This is a genomic window from Enterobacter oligotrophicus, from assembly GCF_009176645.1.
In the GTDB taxonomy this organism is placed as follows: Bacteria; Pseudomonadota; Gammaproteobacteria; order Enterobacterales; family Enterobacteriaceae; genus Enterobacter; species Enterobacter oligotrophicus.
Map to the genome: position 1 here is coordinate 3,926,186 of NZ_AP019007.1, position 16,981 is coordinate 3,943,166.

Consider the following 16,981-nt stretch of genomic DNA (forward strand, 5'->3'; position numbering starts at 1 on the left):
CCGCCACCCGGCTTTGTTTATGAATACATCGCCGTAATCGATGCGCTGCCCAGTGAATGGAAATGAACGTTAAAGCCCACCATCGCACCGCTCGCCCCTTCGTCCACCTCAATCTTATCCACATCCAGCGCATGCACCGTGAAGATATAGCGGTGAGTCTCTCCTTTTGGCGGTGCCGCGCCGCCGTATCCTGCTTTGCCGAAATCGGTTCGGGTCTGAATAGCGCCTTCAGGTAACGCAACCAGATCGGAGCCTGAACCCTGTGGCAGGACGCGCGTGTCCGCCGGAAGGTTCGCGACAATCCAGTGCCACCAGCCGGAGCCGGTGGGAGCGTCCGGGTCGTAACAGGTTACGACGAAACTTTTGGTTCCGGCCGGAACGTCGTCCCACGCCAGATGCGGAGAAATATTATCCCCCTGATAGCCCATGCCGTTGAAAACGTGGCGTTCCGGGAGTTTTTCGCCGTCGCGCAGATCTTTACTGATGATTTTCATACGGTTTACCCTCGTTATTCACTTGTTCAGGAAGTGTAACGCATGGGGTTAAATCGTGAAATGCGCGGGAATGTTAACGGCTGTTACGAGCGCCTCGGTTAATTTACGCAGTTGCTCCGGCGTAATGATATACGGCGGCATCAGGTAGATGAGCTTGCCGAAGGGCCGAACCCACACGCCCCGTTCCACGAAGAACCGCTGTAGTGTCGCCATATTCACCGGATGAGTGGTTTCAATCACGCCGATAGCACCCAGGACGCGCACATCTGCGACGTATTCAGAATCAGCGGCCACGCTTAGCGCTTGTTTAAGCTGCGCTTCTATTGCCGCCACCTGCATTTGCCACTCGCCGCTCTCCAGAATGGCGAGGCTTTCACTTGCGACGGCGCAGGCCAGCGGGTTGCCCATAAACGTCGGCCCGTGCATAAAGCAGCCCGCGTCGCCGTCGCTGATGGTGTCGGCGACCTGGCGGGTCGTGAGCGTGGCGGAGAGCGTCATGGTGCCACCGGTCAGCGCTTTGCCAAGGCACAGAATATCCGGGGTGATACCCGCATGTTCACACGCAAACAGCTTACCGGTGCGGCCAAAGCCGGTGGCGATTTCGTCGGCGATCAGCAGAATGCCCTCGCGGTCGCACATCTTACGAATGCGTTTCAGCCACTCCGGATGGTACATGCGCATCCCGCCTGCACCCTGCACAATCGGCTCCAGAATGACGGCGGCAATTTCGTGGCGGTGCGCCGCCAGCAGGCGCGCAAAACCGACCATATCCATTTCGTTCCACTCACCGTCGAAGCGGCTTTGCGGCGCGGGAGCAAACAGGTTTTCCGGTAGATAGCCCTTCCACAGGCTGTGCATCGAGTTGTCCGGATCGCACACCGACATCGCCCCGAACGTATCGCCATGATACCCGTTACGGAAGGTGAGGAACCGCTGGCGGGATTCGCCTTTGGCATGCCAGTACTGCAGCGCCATTTTCATCGCCACTTCAACGGCCACGGAGCCGGAATCGGCAAGGAACACGCACTCCAGCGCGTCTGGCGTCATCGCCACCAGACGACGACACACATCAACGGCAGGCTGATGGGTGATCCCGCCAAACATCACGTGTGACATTTGGTCAATCTGCGCTTTCATCGCCGCGTTCAGGCGCGGGTGATTGTACCCGTGAATGGCCGCCCACCAGGAGGACATGCCGTCAACCAACGCGTCACCGCTGGCAAGTTTCAGCTCGCATCCGTGGGCTGAGGCCACCGGGTAGACGGGAAGAGGGTGGGTCATGGAAGTGTATGGGTGCCAGATATGCTGCTTGTCGAAGGCGAGATCGTCCTGGGTCATAAGAGACTTGTAAACCATTTTGAAAAGTTTTAGGTTTACAAGTATAAACCGAACCGACAATTAACAAAACCCTTTGGAGAAGCCCAATGGCTCACCACGCACGCTGGACGATGTCGCAAGTCACTGAATTATTCAATAAACCTTTCCTGGAGCTGATGTTTGAAGCTCAGCAGGTCCACCGTCAGCACTTTGACCCTCGCCAGGTTCAGGTCAGCACGCTGCTGTCGATCAAAACCGGTGCCTGCCCGGAAGACTGCAAATATTGCCCGCAAAGCGCGCGTTATAAAACGGGTCTGGAGTCAGAACGTCTGATGGAGGTGGAGCAGGTGCTCGACTCCGCCCGTAAGGCGAAAAACGCCGGCTCGACTCGCTTCTGCATGGGCGCGGCGTGGAAAAACCCGCACGATCGCGACATGCCATATCTGGAGCAGATGGTGAAGGGCGTGAAGGAGATGGGCCTCGAAGCCTGTATGACGCTCGGTACGCTGAACGAGGAGCAGGCGCAGCGCCTCTCGGCGGCGGGGCTGGACTACTACAACCACAACCTCGACACCTCGCCGGAGTTTTACGGCAACATCATCACCACGCGCACCTATCAGGAGCGTCTGGACACCCTGGATAAAGTCCGTGATGCGGGCATTAAAGTCTGCTCTGGCGGTATCGTGGGCTTAGGCGAAACGGTGAAAGATCGCGCGGGTCTGCTGTTACAGCTGGCGAACCTGCCGACGCCGCCGGAAAGTGTGCCAATCAACATGCTGGTGAAGGTCAAAGGCACGCCGCTGGCGGATAACGACGATGTGGATGCGTTTGATTTTATTCGCACTATCGCGGTGGCGCGCATCATGATGCCGACCTCTTACGTTCGCCTCTCTGCCGGTCGTGAGCAGATGAGCGAGCAGACGCAGGCGATGTGCTTTATGGCCGGGGCCAACTCCATCTTCTACGGCTGCAAACTGCTCACCACGCCAAACCCGGAAGAGGACAAAGACGTGCAGCTGTTCCGTAAGCTGGGGCTGAACCCACACCAGACCGAGGTGCTGACGGGCGACAACGAGCAACAGCGGCAACTGGAGCAGCAGATTTTCAACGCCGATACCGAACAGTTCTACAACGCGGCAGCCGTATGACCTGGCAGGCACGTATTCAGTCTGCACTTGATGAGCGTCGTGCGGCGGACGCTTTCCGCGTCCGTAACGTCGTGGAAAACGGCGCGGGTCGCTTTCTTAGCTGCGAGAACCGGCAATTTTGTAATTTCTCCAGTAACGATTATCTCGGCCTCAGCCAGCACCCGCAGATCGTCCGCGCCTGGCAACAAGGGGCGGAGAAATACGGCGTGGGTAGCGGAGGCTCTGGCCACGTCAGCGGCTATACTCCGGCGCATCAGGCGCTGGAAGAGGAGCTTGCCGACTGGCTCGGCTATCCGCGTGCGCTGCTGTTTATCTCCGGTTTTGCCGCCAATCAGGCGGTGATCGCCGCACTGATGGGCAAAGATGACCGCATTGTTGCCGACCGCTTAAGCCATGCCTCGCTGCTGGAGGCGGCAAATTTAAGCCCGGCACAGCTGCGGCGTTTTGCGCATAACGATGTGGCTCAGCTTCGCTCGCTGCTGGATAAGCCCTGTCACGGACAGCAACTGGTGGTGACGGAAGGGGTGTTCAGCATGGACGGCGACAGTGCGCCGCTTCGCGCAGTGCACGAGGCGGCGAAGCAGCAACACGCCTGGTTGCTGGTTGATGATGCCCACGGTATTGGCGTAATGGGCGACGAAGGGCGCGGTAGCGCGTACCAGCAAAACGTGAAGCCGGAACTGCTGATTGTGACCTTCGGCAAAGGGTTCGGCGTCAGCGGTGCCGCCGTGCTGTGCAGTGATTCCGTTGCTGATTATTTGCTGCAGTTCGCCCGGCATCTGATTTACAGCACCAGCATGCCACCCGCGCAGGCCGTGGCGCTGTCAGCTTCAATGGCGGTGATCCGAAGCGCAGAAGGCCGCGAACGACGGGCGCGCCTGGCGGGATACATTCACCATTTTCGTCAGGGCTTACGCCATCTTCCCTTCCTGAGTACCGATTCGCAGAGTGCGATTCAGCCCGTGATTGTGGGCGAAAACAGCCGGACGCTGGAGTTGGCGCAGGCGCTTCGCAGACAGGGTATGTGGGTGACTGCCATTCGCCCGCCAACCGTCCCGTCGGGGACGGCGCGTCTGCGTTTAACGCTCACGGCGGCGCATGAGTTACAGGATATTGATGCACTGCTGGAGGCACTCTATGTCGCCAGTCAATAAACAGGCCATCGCCGCAGCGTTTGGCCGGGCCGCGCAAAGCTATTCGCAGCACGATGAACTGCAGCGTCAGAGCGCGCAGGGACTGCTTGCCACGCTCGGTGAGAGCGCTTTTCTGCGGGTGCTGGACGCCGGGTGCGGTCCCGGTGCCAACAGCCGCTACTGGCGTGAGGCCGGCAGCGACGTTACGGCTATCGATCTTTCAGAGAAAATGGTGGACGAGGCGCGAAAGCGACAGTCGGCAGACCGCTATCTGGTGGCCGATATCGAGGCGATCCCGCTGCCCGATGCGCAGTTTGATCTGGTCTGGAGCCACCTTGCGGTGCAGTGGTGCAGCAGCCTGCCCCTGGCGTTAAGCGAGCTTTATCGTATGGCAAGGCCAGGCGGAAAAGTAGCGTTTACCACGCTGCTGGAAAGCTCTTTACCGGAGCTAAACCAGGCCTGGAAAGCGGTGGATGCACAGCCGCACGCCAACCGATTCTTATCGCAAGAGCAGGTGACCCAGGCGCTGGAAGGCTGGCGCTATCGCTGTACGGTGCAGACCATCACGCTTCACTTCAGCGATGCCTTCAGCGCCATGCGCTCGCTGAAGGGAATTGGTGCCACCCATCTGCATACCGGGCGCGAAAGCACGCCGCTCACCCGCGGGCAATTGCAGCGTCTGGAGCTGGCCTGGCCGCAGCAGCGGGGCGCGTTCCCGCTCTCTTATCAACTTTTTCATGGGATTATCGATCGTGACTGAACGTTACTTTGTCACCGGAACGGATACAGAAGTAGGCAAAACGGTTGCCAGTTCCGCGCTGCTGCAGGCGGCGCGTCGGCAGGGGAAAATCACCGCCGGGTATAAACCCGTGGCGTCCGGGAGTGAGATAACCCCTGAAGGGCTACGCAACACTGACGCGCTGGCGCTGCAACGCAACAGCAGCCTTGAGCTTGCCTATGCCGCGGTCAACCCGTACACCTTCGCAGAACCAACCTCGCCACACATCATCAGCGCAGATGAGGGGCGTCCGATTGATCTGAATGTGTTATCTGCCGGATTAAGAGCGCTGGAAAATCAGGCTGACTGGGTGCTGGTGGAAGGAGCGGGTGGCTGGTTTACACCGCTTTCGGACCAGCAGACGTTTGCCGACTGGGTACAGGCCGAGCAGCTTCCGGTTATCCTTGTTGTTGGCGTGAAGCTGGGCTGTATTAACCATGCCATGTTAACCGCACAGGCCGTTCAGCAGGCGGGATTGCCCCTGGCTGGCTGGATAGCCAATGACGTGGTTGCGCCTGGGAAACGCCACCAGGAGTATCTGGCGACGCTCAGACGGGTGCTTCCTGCGCCATGCCTTGGGGAGATCCCGTGGCTCGCTGACGGCCCGGAACAGGCTGAAACCGGAAAATATCTCGACCTCAGCGTCTTGCGTCCCGCGACATCCAGTGAGCGATAAGCTCATCGTCCAGCTCGTTAACGTGGCCCTGCGCCACGTTACGCCCGCGATACAGCATGCAGAAGCGGTCCGCGACCCGGCGGATAAACGACAGCTGCGGCTCTGCTAACAGCACCGTCATCCCCAGTTCCCGATTTAACCGCGCCAGCAGCTGAGCCAGCTTCCGGGCGATGCTGTGCCCTGCGCCATGCATCGGCTCATCGATGATCAACACGCGAGGACGAGTGACCAGCGCGTTGGCCAGTGCGAGCTGATACTGATCGTCAGGGGAAAGCGTGTTCGCACGCATTTGGCGCAGGGTATAGAGCTGGGGGAGCAGGTCGTAAACATCGTTTTTCGCACCAGACGCCGCCGTCCCCGTTGCCCGCATTGCGATATGCAGATTCTCTTCGATAGTTAACTGAGAAAATATTCGCCTGTCCTGCGGAACATAGCCAATTCCTGGCGCTGGTCGCTGCTCAGACGCCTGGTTCAGCAAATCGCGCGGCGGGGCACCGGCTTCATGCCAGATGATGGTGCCGCTCTCTACGGGCACATTCCCGGTGATGCAATTTATCAGGGTGGTTTTGCCCATTCCTGGCAGACCGACGACGCCCGTGCACATGCCTTGTGGCAAATCTAAATCCACATTCCATAGCGTATGTTGGCTTCCGTAAAATTGATTGACTGCACGCAGACTCAACATCTTTCTCTCCTTAAAAATGTGTTTGGGTAACGCTCCGGCAGGAATGTGCAAAACGCCTGCCAGAACCTATTAGCAGGTTAAAAAAACGTCTTTTTTAGGATTAAGCCCTGGAACAAGGGGCGCAAAATTGTTGAATTGCACAGCGTCAGTGCCTGTCATGCAGAGTTGTGGTGCAGCGAGGGAAGGGCCGAAATGTGAGCAAGATCTCGTCAACGTCTTATGAACTACTTAGCGGTTTATCGTCAAAAAATAGCGATAAAAATTTTTTGTTGCCGCTTCGTGGGAAAAACCGGGAATTTGCTGAGCGGCGGTCTGTACGGGCTGGAAGCAGTTATCCACTATTCCTGTGGATAACCATGTGCATTAGAGTTAGAAAACATGCGATAAGCGAGAGAATACGCGGGTTACGCCCAAATTGATGCGAAACGCGGCTTTATAAAATATCGTTTATATATTAGCAGGTTAGATAAAATCAATGCGCGTAATGAAACTGTCACCCGTTGCCATAAAACTTTCATTACACAGCTTGACAAATGTTAAAAAAGAAAAATTTTTGGGGATAACCTGGTTCAGTGGTGTTTTATTTCGTCACCGTCTACATTTCGACCGTTATCGCGCTAATCTTCCCTGTGTTACGCTAAATATCCTGACACGCTACTGGTTTTTCATCCAGTGTTTTTTACTGGCAATCCTGGCCACAACGAGTAAAATTACTCACCTGCCGCTTAATCCGTCATCAGGTTGTCGTCCATGAGTAAACCGTTCAAATTGAATTCTGCTTTCCGTCCTTCGGGGGATCAGCCCGAGGCTATCCGTCGGCTGGAAGAGGGGCTGGAAGATGGGCTGGCGCACCAGACGCTATTAGGTGTGACCGGTTCGGGTAAGACTTTTACCATCGCCAACGTGATTGCCGACCTGCAACGCCCCACGATGGTGCTTGCCCCGAACAAAACGCTGGCGGCGCAGCTCTACGGGGAGATGAAAGAGTTCTTCCCGGATAACGCGGTGGAGTATTTCGTCTCCTACTATGACTACTATCAGCCAGAAGCCTATGTCCCAAGCTCAGACACGTTTATCGAGAAAGATGCCTCGGTGAACGAGCATATTGAGCAGATGCGTCTGTCAGCGACGAAAGCGCTGCTGGAGCGACGTGATGTGGTGGTGGTGGCGTCAGTTTCGGCTATTTATGGTCTGGGCGATCCGGATCTCTATCTGAAGATGATGCTGCACCTGACGCAGGGGATGATTATCGATCAGCGTGCGATTTTACGCCGTCTGGCGGAGCTGCAGTACACCCGCAACGACCAGGCGTTCCAGCGTGGTACGTTCCGCGTGCGCGGTGAGGTGATCGACATCTTCCCGGCGGAATCGGACGATATGGCGCTGCGCGTGGAGTTGTTCGACGAAGAGGTGGAAAGGCTGTCGCTGTTTGACCCGCTGACAGGACACGTGGAATCGGTGATCCAGCGTTTTACCATCTACCCGAAAACACACTACGTGACGCCACGCGAGCGCATCGTGCAGGCGATGGAAGAGATCAAAGTGGAGCTGGCCGATCGCCGCAAGGTGCTTCTGGCGAACAACAAGCTGCTCGAAGAGCAGCGCTTAAGCCAGCGTACTCAGTTTGATCTGGAGATGATGAACGAGCTGGGCTACTGCTCTGGCATCGAAAACTACTCGCGTTTCCTCTCGGGGCGTGGACCTGGCGAAGCACCGCCAACCCTGTTTGACTACCTTCCGGCGGATGGCCTGCTGGTGATTGACGAATCCCACGTGACGATCCCGCAGATCGGCGGGATGTACCGCGGCGACCGCGCGCGTAAAGAGACGCTGGTAGAGTACGGTTTCCGCCTGCCATCGGCACTGGATAACCGTCCGATGAAATTTGAAGAGTTTGAGGCGCTCGCGCCGCAAACGATCTACGTTTCGGCCACGCCGGGCAACTACGAGCTGGAGAAATCCGGTGACGACGTGGTGGATCAGGTGGTGCGTCCGACAGGGCTGCTCGACCCGATTATCGAGGTGCGTCCGGTTGCCACTCAGGTCGACGATCTGCTGTCGGAGATCCGTATCCGTGCCGCCATCAATGAGCGCGTGCTGGTCACTACCCTGACCAAGCGTATGGCGGAAGACCTCACTGAATATCTCGAAGAGCACGGCGAGCGCGTGCGCTATCTGCACTCGGACATCGACACCGTGGAGCGTATGGAGATTATTCGCGACCTGCGTCTGGGTGAGTTTGATGTACTGGTGGGGATCAACCTGCTGCGAGAAGGTCTGGATATGCCGGAAGTGTCGCTGGTGGCGATTCTGGACGCCGATAAAGAGGGCTTCCTGCGTTCTGAACGTTCTCTGATCCAAACCATTGGCCGCGCCGCGCGTAACGTTAACGGAAAAGCCATTCTGTACGGCGATAAAATTACCCCGTCGATGGCGAAAGCGATTGGCGAAACGGAACGCCGTCGTGAGAAACAGCAGCGCTACAACGAAGAACACGGTATTACCCCGCAGGGGCTGAACAAGAAAGTGGTGGATATTCTGGCGCTGGGCCAGAACATAGCGAAGACCAAAGCGAAAGGGCGTGGCAAGGCGCGTTCAGTGGTGGAAGAAGATACCGTCGCGCTGACGCCGAAAGCGTTGCAGCAGAAAATCCACGAGCTGGAAGGGCAGATGATGCAGCACGCGCAGAACCTGGAGTTCGAAGAGGCGGCGCAAATCCGCGACCAGCTTCATCAGCTACGCGATCTTTTCATCGCAGCATCGTGAGTCAAGGCGATGTGTTCTCCCCCTCTCCCCGTGGGAGAGGGCCGGGGTGAGGGCAACAGGCCGCACAAAACGTACCTAGCCCAGCGCCTGAATCGCCTTCTCCAGCGCGTCGCGCAGCAGATGGCGGTCATGGCGATATTTGATATCGCTCGCTTCCAGCGGCTCCTGCACCACTACACGATCGCCAATACCTGAAACGTCGACTTTTGGCCCTACCACGACGCCATCGATAATTTTCTTACCGACATACTGCTCCATCAGGTTCAGCTTGCCCGCCAGCGACAGGCTCGCTGCTGCTGGGCTCAGTTCACGTCCTAAGTTGCCAATGTACACCATTGGGGCTGGCGTTCTGCGCAGCGCCTGCGCCAGCTCCTTCACCAGCAGAATAGGCATCAGGCTGGTGTAAAAACTGCCAGGCCCAATCAGGATAAGATCGGCTTCGCCAATTGCTTCGACCGCTTCACGGGTGGCAGGAACGCCTGGATAGGTCATCAGCTCTGTCGGTGGCTGGATGAGCTGGTCAATATTCACTTCGCCGTAAACTTCGTGGCCTTCGGCATCTATCGCCATTAAATCGACCGGTTGTTCTGACATCGGGATCAGGAACGCATCAACTTTAAGCAGATTACGGATTAAATTGATGGCCTCAAGAGGGCGCACGCTCAGGTGATCCAGCGCCTTTAACATCAGATTTCCCAGGTTATGCCCGGAAAGTTCTCCGTTACCGCCAAAACGGTACTCAAACATCGCTGACGCGACGCTCGGTTCGGTAATTAGCTGGTTCAGACAGTTGCGCATATCCCCCCAGGCAATCCCGCCTTCGGCGCGGCGAATTCGCCCGGTGGAGCCGCCATTGTCCGTTGTGGTTACGATCCCTGTTAGCCGTGAGCCGAGGGACGATAACGAAGACATAACTCGTCCCAGGCCGTGGCCCCCGCCAAGCGCGACGACACGATCAAGATCCGCAAAAGTGCGATTGCGCATACACATTCCTTATCATATTCACTCTTTGTAACAGTAACCTAACTACCCCTAAAAGACGATGCCTCACCCCACGCAAACTGACGTATATCAATGCGAAAATACAGTTTTTGCGTATTCTGTAGTGAAAATGCACGATCATGTCGCTATATACATAATTATATAGCGTAAAGCGATAATGGCGAAGTGATGATTTCCGCGCTACTATCGCTTTAACCACGTTTTCGAAATTGAAAACATACACTCTAGCCTTAGCGCCTGTGTCGAAAGATATGGCGCTCTGGCCGTGGCGGATTTGCCACCAGGGTACAGAAAGAAATGACTGTGCCTCCCGTATCTGGAAAGGTGTACATGGCTTCACAACTTACTGATGCTTTCGCGCGTAAGTTTTTCTACTTACGTCTGTCGATTACCGATGTGTGCAACTTCCGTTGCACCTACTGTCTGCCCGATGGCTACAAGCCGGGCAAGGTCACCAATAACGGCTTTCTCTCCGTCGATGAAGTGCGTCGCGTCACGCGCGCCTTTTCTGAACTCGGCACCGAAAAAGTGCGTCTGACCGGTGGTGAACCCTCTTTGCGTCGCGATTTCCCTGACATCATTGCCGCTGTGCGGGAGAATGACCGTATCCGGCAAATTGCCGTCACCACCAATGGATACCGTATGGCCCGTGACGTGGTGAGCTGGCGTGAGGCGGGTCTGACGGCGATCAACGTCAGCGTGGATAGCCTCGACGCGCGCCAGTTCCACGCCATTACCGGCCAGGACAAATTCCGTCAGGTGATGGACGGCATCGACGCCGCGTTTGCAGCTGGTTTCGACAAAGTGAAAGTCAATACGGTTCTGATGCGTGATGTGAATCATCATCAACTGGACACCTTCCTGGCGTGGATCAAACCACGCCGCATTCAACTGCGTTTTATTGAGCTAATGGAAACTGGCGAGGGCAGTGAGCTGTTCCGCCGCCACCATATTTCCGGCATGGTGCTGCGCGACGAGCTGCTGAAACGCGGCTGGCTCCACCAGATCCGCCAGCGCAGCGACGGCCCGGCGCAGGTCTTTTGTCACCCGGATTACGAAGGGGAAATTGGGCTTATCATGCCCTATGAAAAAGACTTCTGTGCCAGCTGTAATCGCCTGCGCGTTTCGTCCGTCGGCAAGCTGCACCTCTGCTTATTTGGCGATGGTGGCGTAGAACTTCGCGATCTGCTGGAGGACGATGCTCAACAGGACGCACTTGAAGCGCGCATTTCTGAAGCGCTGATGCATAAAAAGCAGACCCACTTCCTGCATCAGGGCAACACCGGAATTACTCAAAACCTGTCATACATTGGCGGGTAATCCGTCTTAAGAAGGAACCAGAAGATGAGTCAGGTAAGCGCAGAATTTATCCCGACACGCATTGCTATTCTTACCGTTTCCGAACGCCGTGGCGAAGAGGATGATACCTCCGGCCACTGGCTGCGTGATGCGGCACATGACGCGGGGCATAAAATCGTCGATAAAGCGATTGTGAAAGAGAACCGCTACGCCATTCGCGCTCAGGTCTCTCAGTGGATTGCAGGCGACGAGGTGCAGGTGGTGCTGATCACCGGTGGCACCGGGTTTACCGCAGGCGATCAAGCGCCTGAAGCGCTGGTCCCGCTTTTTGACCGCGAGGTGGAAGGCTTTGGCGAAGTGTTCCGTATGCTCTCGTTTGAAGAGATTGGCACCTCCACGCTGCAGTCGCGCGCTGTGGCGGGGGTTGCGAATAACACGTTGATTTTCGCCATGCCAGGCTCCACGAAAGCCTGCCGTACCGCGTGGGAAAACATAATCGCCCCGCAACTGGATGCCCGTACCCGTCCGTGTAATTTCCATCCTCATCTGAAGAAATAAGTTATGTCGCAACTGACCCACATTAACGCCGCTGGTGAAGCGCACATGGTGGATGTCTCCGCCAAAGCGGAAACGGTGCGCGAGGCGCGCGCCGAAGCGTTCGTCACCATGCTGCCAGAAACCCTGGCGATGATTATCGACGGCAGCCACCACAAAGGTGATGTCTTTGCCACCGCCCGTATTGCCGGTATTCAGGCTGCGAAACGTACCTGGGACTTAATCCCGCTGTGCCACCCGCTGATGCTGAGCAAAGTGGAAGTGAATCTGCAGGCGCAGCCGGAGCACAACCGCGTTCGCATTGAATCGCTGTGTCGCTTAACCGGTAAAACGGGCGTTGAGATGGAAGCACTGACGGCCGCGTCTGTGGCCGCATTGACCATCTACGATATGTGCAAGGCCGTGCAAAAAGACATGGTGATTGGTCCGGTTCGCCTGCTGGCGAAAAGCGGCGGCAAATCCGGCGATTTTAAGGTGGACAGCCATGATTAAGGTGCTCTTTTTTGCCCAGGTGCGCGAACTGGTCAATACCGACAGCCTGACGCTGGACGGCTCGTTTGAAAACGTTGCCGCCCTGCGTGCACATCTGGCTACACAAAGCGACCGCTGGGCGCTGGCGCTGGATGAAGGCAAGCTGCTGGCGGCGGTTAACCAGACGCTGGTTGATTTTGACCATCCGCTGACGGCGGGTGATGAGGTCGCTTTTTTCCCGCCGGTTACAGGGGGCTGAGATGGCTGAAACCCGAATTCTGGTCAGTCACGATCGCTTTAACGTCGGTAAAGAATATGACTGGCTGGCAGAGCGCGATGAGGACGGCGCGGTCGTGACGTTTACCGGTAAAGTGCGCAACCACAACCTCGGTGACAGCGTAAAAGCGCTGACGCTGGAGCACTATCCGGGAATGACGGAGAAATCTCTCGCGGAGATTGTGGAAGAGGCGCGAGGCCGCTGGCCGCTCGGGCGCGTGACCGTTATCCACCGCATCGGTGAAATGTGGCCGGGCGAGGAGATTGTGTTTGTTGGGGTTACCAGCGCACACCGCGGTAGCGCATTTGCGGCAGGGGAGTTCATTATGGATTACCTTAAAACCAAAGCACCGTTCTGGAAGCGTGAAGCGACGCCGGAAGGCGACAGATGGGTTGAGTCGCGTGATAGCGACAAACAAGCTGCCGGTCGTTGGTAGTCGGTTTACGTGGATGTGTTAGTCTTAACGTGTGTGTCAATTTAATCAGGAGTGAATCATGGACCGATTTCCGCGTTCCGATTCAATAGTACAGCAGACCCGTAGCGGGCTGCAGACGTATATGGCTCAGGTGTACGGCTGGATGACAGTCGGCCTGCTGCTTACCGCATTTATCGCGTGGTATGCCGCAAACACGCCTGAACTGATGATGTTTATCTTTTCCAGCAAAATCACCTTTTTCGGGCTGATTATTGCGCAGCTGGCACTGGTGTTTGTTCTCTCAGGGCTGGTGCAAAAACTCAGTGCCGGGATGGCGACCACGCTGTTTATGCTCTATTCGGCGTTAACCGGGCTGACGCTTTCCAGTATTTTCATCGTCTATACCTACTCTTCCATCGCCAGCACGTTTGTGGTGACCGGCGGGATGTTCGGTGCAATGAGCCTTTATGGTTACACGACTAAGCGTGACCTGAGCGGCTTCGGCAGCATGCTGTTTATGGGGCTGATCGGGATTGTGCTGGCGTCGCTGGTCAACCTGTGGCTGAAGAGTGAGGCGCTGATGTGGGCGGTGACCTATATCGGGGTGGTGGTCTTCGTCGGCCTGACGGCTTACGACACCCAGAAGCTGAAAAACATCGGTGAGCAGATCGACGTGCGCGACAGTTCAAACCTGCGCAAATACTCGATTCTGGGTGCCCTGACGCTGTATCTGGACTTCATCAACCTGTTCCTGATGCTGCTGCGTATTTTCGGCAACCGTCGCTAAGGTTGTTTTGCCGGGTGGCGTCTTCGCCTTACCCGGCCTACGGTTCCGGTTTCGTAGGTCGGGTAAGCGCAGCGCCACCCGACAAAAATCATTTTGCCAACGCCTTTTCGTTTTTCGCTCTCAGCTTCTTCGCCCGGCTCTCCAGCACCAGATAACAGACCGTTGCCAGCGCCAGCGGCAGGAAGTAATAAATCATGCGATAGGCGAGCAGGGCGGCGATAATCGTGCCTTGCGAAACATGTTCCCCGGCAAGCAGGGCGATAAAGACCGCTTCCAGTACGCCAATTCCCGCCGGAATATGCACAATCACTCCGGCAATACTGCTCACCAGCAGCACGCCAAGCACGAAGAAATAGTTCACGTCTTCGCCGATGAGCATCCAGATAATTGCCCCCATTGCCATCCAGTTGGCGCTGGAGACGACCATCTGCAGAACCGCAAATTTCCAGGAGGGCAGCACCAGCTTTTGCCCTTTGATGGTCATATGACGGCGTTTCGCAAAGGCGCATGCCCACAGATACAGGGCGATAATCAACAGCAGCACGATGCCCAAAATCCGCAGCGTAGTTTCGTCGATGTACCAGTGTGCAGGTAGCTGCACTACACCAAAGGTGAAGATCACGCCGCCGAGCAGAATATAGCCCAGCCAGTTGGTCGTGATACTTAACGAGAAAATACGCGTGATGGTCCCGCCCGGCAGCCCCAGACGAGAGTAGAGGCGATAGCGCATGCCGATACCACCAACCCAGGTGCTGAGCGTGAGGTTGAAGGCATAACAGATAAACGATACCAGCATCACCTGTCGTTTTGAGAGTTTATGACCACAATACGCCCGGCCCAGCAGATCGTAACAGCCGTAGATCAGGTAGCTCACGATCACCAGCCCAACGGCACCCAGCAGCACCATCCGGTCGTAGTTGCGGATAACTTTCCATACCTCTTCCCAGTCAACTTTCCGGGCGTACACCACCAGCAGCACCGCGACGGCAATAAAGAACAGCCAGGTGAGGATCTTCTTCGCCAGTCGCCAGCGAGGATGCGATTTCGACATCAGGTTTTCCCTCCATCTTCCGCTTCAATGCGGTCCTGGGTTTCCATTTCAGGTTGAACAGGAGGTTCCACCTGCGCAAGTTTCGGCGTATGCGCGGGCAGCCAGCCGACCATTGCCGGGAAATGTCGCAGAAAATGGAACACCACCACGCCGATGCCCAGGTTCCACCAGGTGCGTTTCGGCACCATGGATTCATCAACCCGCACGCAGTCATTGACGATCAGACCCTGAAGGTTATCGCGCAGGGTCTGGTTAAACTGGCGATCGTGGATGATCAGATTGGCTTCCAGATTGAGTGACAGGCTCAGCGGATCGAGATTACTGGAGCCGACAGTCGCCCAGTGATCGTCCATCAGTGCCACTTTGCCGTGCAGCGGTCGGCGGCGATATTCATATATCTGCACGCCGCCTTTCACCAGATAGTTATAAAGCAGGCGTGCGCCAACTTTGACAATCGGCATGTCTGGCTCGCCCTGCACAATCAGCTTCACGCGCACTCCGCGTCGGGCAGCATTACGCATTGCGTGTAAGAGGCGGTAGCCAGGGAAGAAGTACGCGTTGGCGATGATTACCTCGCGCTTCGCGTTTGCCAGCATCTTCAGGTAATGACGTTCAATGTCGTCCCGGTGCTCGTCGTTATCCCGCCAGACAAACAACGCCTGCGCTTCACCGGGCTTGCGGTTCTCTTCCGGGCGATGGCGTCGCCTCCACCAGCGGCGAGCGGCCTCTTTTCCGGGCAGGTTTTCCAGCTCGAACAGCAGGATGTCCTGAACCACCGGCCCTTCAATGCGAATCGCGTAATCCTGCTTCGCTTCCGGGCCGTAGTTGGACATATGTTCGGCGGAGTAGTTAATGCCGCCAACAAACGCCACCGTCTCATCAACGACCACAATTTTGCGGTGCATCCGGCGGAAGAGGTTGGTGCGCATACCAAACAGGCGAGAGCCAGGATCGTAGTAGCGGAACACCACGCCCGCAGAGGTCAGCTCGTTCACGAACGCATCACTGAGATCCGGCGAGCCATAACCATCCAGCAGGACTTCAATTTTAATGCCACGAAGGGCGGCACGCAGGAGCACGCTGTGAAGCTGCTTGCCGACCTCATCTTCGAACCAGATAAACGTTTCGAGGATCACTTTCTGCTGTGCGTTATCAATAGCTTTAAACACGGCCGGATAATAATGATCGCCATTTTCCAGCAGCGTAATGCGGTTACCTTCCTGCCATGAACATTTCATAAATGGATCTCCGCGCTGAGTGGGGCGTGGTCGGAGAGATGTCGCCAGTTGAGTAACGCCAGTGCGGTCGGGCTGCTGGCATGGGCATTTTTCACGTAGATGCGGTCAAGGCGCAGCAGGGGAAAGCGCACCGGGAACGTACGTGCGGGACGTCCATTGGCGCGGGTAAAAATCTCCTCCAGTCCGGCGTTCACTTTCAGCGGATGGTTGGCCCGCTGACGCCAGTCGTTGAAATCACCGGCAACGACCACGGGCTCACCTTCTGGCAGCGCATTGCTCCAGTCGGCCAGCATCTGCAACTGTGCCTGACGGTGTGCTTCACGCAGGCCAAGATGTACACAGCCTACGTGAACGGGAAATTCCAGGTCAGGCGGTGTGATGCGGCAGTAAAGCAGCCCGCGTTTTTCGCTTTCGCCCACGGATACGTCGCGGTTCTCGTAATGCTCTATCGGAAAACGTGACAGCACCGCATTGCCGTGGTGCCCTTCAGGGTAGACCGCATTGCGTCCGTAGGCGTAATCGCTCCACATCGTATCGGCCAGAAATTCATAGTGAGGCGTGTCGGGCCAGTTTTCAAAATGCATGGGATGTACCTCATGCGCGCCCATCACTTCCTGCAGGCAGACAATATCCGCGCTGACGGTGCGTACCGCGTCGCGCAGCTCCGGTAAAATGAAGCGGCGATTAAATGCTGTGAAGCCCTTATGAATGTTTATCGTCAGCACCTTAAGCGAGAAATGCTGCGTTTTATTGGTCATAAACACCTTCCTGGGTGACTATCCCGATGAAAATAAAGTGTAGTAGGCGTCACAAAAAGATGCGGCGTTACGGAATTTTCCGTAAAGTGCGGTAGTCTGAATAAGCAGATAAAAATCCTTCAGGAGAGAAG

At 56.4% G+C, this 16,981-nt stretch carries 18 protein-coding genes and 1 riboswitch; of the genes, 11 read left to right on the top strand and 7 right to left on the bottom strand.

From position 1 onward, the window contains the following. Positions 1-17: 17 nt before the first annotated feature. A complete protein-coding gene (locus EoCCA6_RS18805; RefSeq protein WP_014169213.1) occupies positions 18-494 on the bottom strand; it encodes a kinase inhibitor in 477 nt (158 codons plus the stop codon). Positions 495-542: 48 nt separating this feature from the next. Next, positions 543-1,850, bottom strand: a complete 1,308-nt coding sequence (gene bioA, locus EoCCA6_RS18810) for an adenosylmethionine--8-amino-7-oxononanoate transaminase (protein ID WP_152083928.1) — start codon at positions 1,848-1,850, stop codon at positions 543-545. Positions 1,851-1,918: 68 nt separating this feature from the next. Here bioA and bioB point away from each other — a divergent pair, with 68 nt between their 5' ends. From bioB to bioD, 4 genes are read left to right on the top strand one after another with little or no spacing between them, the layout of a single operon-like run. Then, positions 1,919-2,959, top strand: a complete 1,041-nt coding sequence (gene bioB, locus EoCCA6_RS18815; protein WP_152083929.1) for a biotin synthase BioB — start codon at positions 1,919-1,921, stop codon at positions 2,957-2,959. Continuing rightward, positions 2,956-4,113 (top strand): 8-amino-7-oxononanoate synthase, encoded by a 1,158-nt coding sequence (gene bioF / locus EoCCA6_RS18820; RefSeq protein WP_152083930.1) that lies wholly within the window; start codon positions 2,956-2,958, stop codon positions 4,111-4,113. The genes bioB and bioF overlap by 4 nt, the downstream gene beginning before the upstream one ends. Next, positions 4,097-4,852: a malonyl-ACP O-methyltransferase BioC gene (bioC, locus tag EoCCA6_RS18825; RefSeq protein WP_152083931.1), complete on the top strand. Its 756-nt coding sequence runs from the start codon at positions 4,097-4,099 to the stop codon at positions 4,850-4,852. Before bioF ends, bioC begins: the two co-directional genes overlap by 17 nt. Beyond that, positions 4,845-5,546 carry a dethiobiotin synthase gene (gene bioD, locus EoCCA6_RS18830; RefSeq protein WP_167515551.1) on the top strand — a complete coding sequence of 234 codons (702 nt, stop codon included), beginning with the start codon at positions 4,845-4,847 and terminating at the stop codon, positions 5,544-5,546. Before bioC ends, bioD begins: the two co-directional genes overlap by 8 nt. Here bioD and EoCCA6_RS18835 read toward each other — a convergent pair. After that, positions 5,509-6,231: an ABC transporter ATP-binding protein gene (locus EoCCA6_RS18835; protein ID WP_152083933.1), complete on the bottom strand. Its 723-nt coding sequence runs from the start codon at positions 6,229-6,231 to the stop codon at positions 5,509-5,511. The two genes, bioD and EoCCA6_RS18835, sit on opposite strands and share 38 nt — an antisense overlap. Positions 6,232-6,981: 750 nt before the next feature. Here EoCCA6_RS18835 and uvrB point away from each other — a divergent pair. Beyond that, positions 6,982-8,997 (top strand): excinuclease ABC subunit UvrB, encoded by a 2,016-nt coding sequence (uvrB, locus tag EoCCA6_RS18840; RefSeq protein WP_152083934.1) that lies wholly within the window; start codon positions 6,982-6,984, stop codon positions 8,995-8,997. 75 nt (positions 8,998-9,072) lie between these two features. Here the strand turns inward: uvrB and yvcK are convergent, their stop codons facing one another. Further along, positions 9,073-9,981 (bottom strand): uridine diphosphate-N-acetylglucosamine-binding protein YvcK, encoded by a 909-nt coding sequence (gene yvcK / locus EoCCA6_RS18845; RefSeq protein WP_152083935.1) that lies wholly within the window; start codon positions 9,979-9,981, stop codon positions 9,073-9,075. Positions 9,982-10,207: 226 nt separating this feature from the next. Beyond that, positions 10,208-10,342: riboswitch (molybdenum cofactor riboswitch) on the top strand. Here yvcK and moaA point away from each other — a divergent pair. From moaA to EoCCA6_RS18880, 6 genes are all read left to right on the top strand, one after another. Then, on the top strand, positions 10,330-11,319 hold the full coding sequence (gene moaA, locus EoCCA6_RS18855) for a GTP 3',8-cyclase MoaA (protein WP_152083936.1): 990 nt from the start codon (positions 10,330-10,332) through the stop codon (positions 11,317-11,319). It overlaps the preceding riboswitch by 13 nt. Before the next feature lie 24 nt (positions 11,320-11,343). Then, positions 11,344-11,856, top strand: coding sequence for a molybdenum cofactor biosynthesis protein B (moaB, locus tag EoCCA6_RS18860; protein WP_152083937.1), 513 nt, complete (start codon positions 11,344-11,346; stop codon positions 11,854-11,856). 3 nt (positions 11,857-11,859) lie between these two features. After that, positions 11,860-12,345, top strand: a complete 486-nt coding sequence (gene moaC / locus EoCCA6_RS18865) for a cyclic pyranopterin monophosphate synthase MoaC (protein WP_008501142.1) — start codon at positions 11,860-11,862, stop codon at positions 12,343-12,345. After that, positions 12,338-12,583, top strand: a complete 246-nt coding sequence (gene moaD / locus EoCCA6_RS18870; protein ID WP_152083938.1) for a molybdopterin synthase sulfur carrier subunit — start codon at positions 12,338-12,340, stop codon at positions 12,581-12,583. The genes moaC and moaD overlap by 8 nt, the downstream gene beginning before the upstream one ends. A 1-nt stretch (position 12,584) precedes the next feature. Beyond that, a complete protein-coding gene (gene moaE / locus EoCCA6_RS18875) occupies positions 12,585-13,037 on the top strand; it encodes a molybdopterin synthase catalytic subunit MoaE (RefSeq protein WP_152083939.1) in 453 nt (150 codons plus the stop codon). 58 nt (positions 13,038-13,095) lie between these two features. Beyond that, entirely contained in the window at positions 13,096-13,803 is a 708-nt protein-coding gene (locus EoCCA6_RS18880) for a Bax inhibitor-1/YccA family protein (protein ID WP_014883084.1), read from the top strand. A gap of 88 nt (positions 13,804-13,891) precedes the next feature. Here EoCCA6_RS18880 and EoCCA6_RS18885 read toward each other — a convergent pair whose 3' ends face one another. The 3 genes from EoCCA6_RS18885 to EoCCA6_RS18895 are packed head-to-tail and all read right to left on the bottom strand — an operon-like array spanning position 13,892 to position 16,850. Beyond that, positions 13,892-14,854, bottom strand: coding sequence for a lysylphosphatidylglycerol synthase domain-containing protein (locus tag EoCCA6_RS18885; RefSeq protein ID WP_152083940.1), 963 nt, complete (start codon positions 14,852-14,854; stop codon positions 13,892-13,894). Continuing rightward, positions 14,854-16,092, bottom strand: coding sequence for a cardiolipin synthase ClsB (gene clsB, locus EoCCA6_RS18890; protein WP_152083941.1), 1,239 nt, complete (start codon positions 16,090-16,092; stop codon positions 14,854-14,856). Before clsB ends, EoCCA6_RS18885 begins: the two co-directional genes overlap by 1 nt. Beyond that, positions 16,089-16,850 (bottom strand): endonuclease/exonuclease/phosphatase family protein, encoded by a 762-nt coding sequence (locus tag EoCCA6_RS18895; protein ID WP_152083942.1) that lies wholly within the window; start codon positions 16,848-16,850, stop codon positions 16,089-16,091. The genes clsB and EoCCA6_RS18895 overlap by 4 nt, the downstream gene beginning before the upstream one ends. Between the last annotated feature and the right edge of the window lie 131 nt (positions 16,851-16,981).